The sequence below is a fragment of the Myxococcus vastator genome (genome assembly GCF_010894475.1).
GTDB lineage: Bacteria > Myxococcota > Myxococcia > Myxococcales > Myxococcaceae > Myxococcus > Myxococcus vastator.
In genome coordinates, this window is record NZ_JAAIYB010000807.1 from 1 (window position 1) to 1,682 (window position 1,682).

Annotated in this window: 1 protein-coding gene and 1 pseudogene; both read right to left on the reverse strand. The window is 62.8% G+C overall.

Annotated elements, in window-relative coordinates; translation table 11 throughout:
• A partial coding sequence (locus G4D87_RS39115) for a hypothetical protein (protein WP_205507883.1) occupies positions 1 to 202 on the reverse strand: 202 nt, incomplete at its 3' end.
• Between the two features lie 256 nt (positions 203 to 458).
• Positions 459 to 665, reverse strand: a pseudogene (locus tag G4D87_RS39815) (hypothetical protein); the annotation flags it as partial.
• Positions 666 to 1,682 lie beyond the last annotated feature (1,017 nt).

The window sequence follows — 1,682 nt, forward strand, 5'->3', positions numbered from 1 at the left end:
TTTGCTTGTAAAAGGCATAGATGAGATTGTGGGCTCTTAACTGCTGCCGAAAAAGCGTCAGGGGTTGACCCGTCCAGCAGTTCAGGACAAATATCCTTTCAGACGTTGGTACTCGCATTCGTCTGATGACGGCATCGATATCTGTCTCATTGGCACTGGTCATCAATGCGCCGAGGATCGGTCCATTTGCGGAGCGAGTCAAGATGGGAGACGACGGGTACGTGCAGAGTGGCGAACGGAGGTGCCCTGGTGTGTGTGCTTGACGTCCCCTAGCTACCTATTTCGGTAGGGAAAGAAGGGCCCAGCCTGCTGGGTTGGACGAGTGGGAGAGCAGGCGCATAGGGCTGTGAAGAATCCAGTTTTTCGGCTCCGCCTTGCAGGTCACGCCGCATTTTCACTCGATGGTGCCGGACGGCGTCTTTGTGCCGAGGGAGGGCGGCGTGCGCTTCGAGGCATTGCTGCCGCCACGCACTCAGCAGAAACGAGTACAGCTCTTCGCGGCGCAGCAGCGCCCCGACTTCACCGGGCTCCGTGCAGCGGTTTGCCTCCGCCAGCACTCGAAGCTTGTACTCCGCCGTGAAGCCTCGCCGCCTGGCATTCTCCACCACCTCGGTCTCCCTGATCGAGCTTCGTAACCGTCCGGCGAGCGATGTGCCGCGGGGCATTGCCGGGGTAGCAGTCGTGGTGGACCCTGACCGGAATGTCGAAGCCGCGTGAGAAGCAGGAGTGGTTCCATGTCGCCGAGGCGTTCGATGCGAGCGGACTGACGCAGAAGGTGGAGACGATCATGGGAAAGCGCGGCGATTCGAGCGCGTGACCCGTGAGCGCTGGAAACGGGACGGCCGACTGATCGGTCACGTGAGCGCGACGCTTGCCGGCCGTCAGTGAAGGGGATGAGTTGAATCGGGCTGCGTCGAGTTCTTGGTCCTGGTCGGAGCGACGAGACTTGCTGGTGATGCGGACAAGCAATCTCTTGTGCACGAGATGGTCTGCGCTGGCGGATGGATGCGACCTTCAAGAGCCATTCGCCCGGCGACCTCGATTTCCTCCAGCTTGCTCATCTCGTCCACTCGCGCAACCCAGCGTGGCTCAAGGCTCCCCTGCCGCCAGATTCCGGCACCTCGAGCGCCGCTGCGCGGCCCTCCAATCCCGCGCTTCTCTGCGCTCGTGTGGATCCAAGACCCGCGCTTCTTGAAGATCGTCTCCTCTGCGAGCCTGGCGCGTGCTTTCGCAGCGTGGAGGCCCCTCAAGGACTGCGAAGCGCGGGCCCCGGGCCTGGGAGGCCAGAGTCGCATCGGACCCTGTTGGAAATGGTAGTTCCTGGGGCAGCGAGAGGGGCGGTGGTGCTGCGGGAAGTGGGGCCGCCGGGGACGCAGGGCAGGAGTGCGCAGGCCGGCCCTCCGTAAGGGCCTTGCCCGCCTCACGGCTCCCCTTCGGAAGCCTGCAAAGCATGTGAGGGACGCAACCGGAGAGCAGAGAGAGCAGCGCTCCTGGAAACCCTAGCGCGGAGAGCTGAGACTCTCAGGGAGTTGTGTCAACCGCTGCCCCAACGGTTAGGGCCCGCTCAGGAATTAGTTAGCCGAATAGGGGAATAGCCAGAGGGGCCGAGCGCGTTGGCCGGGTATGGACGCGGAAAAGGCCGTGGCGGAGCGATACCAGGCACTTCGAGATGTCATGGATGA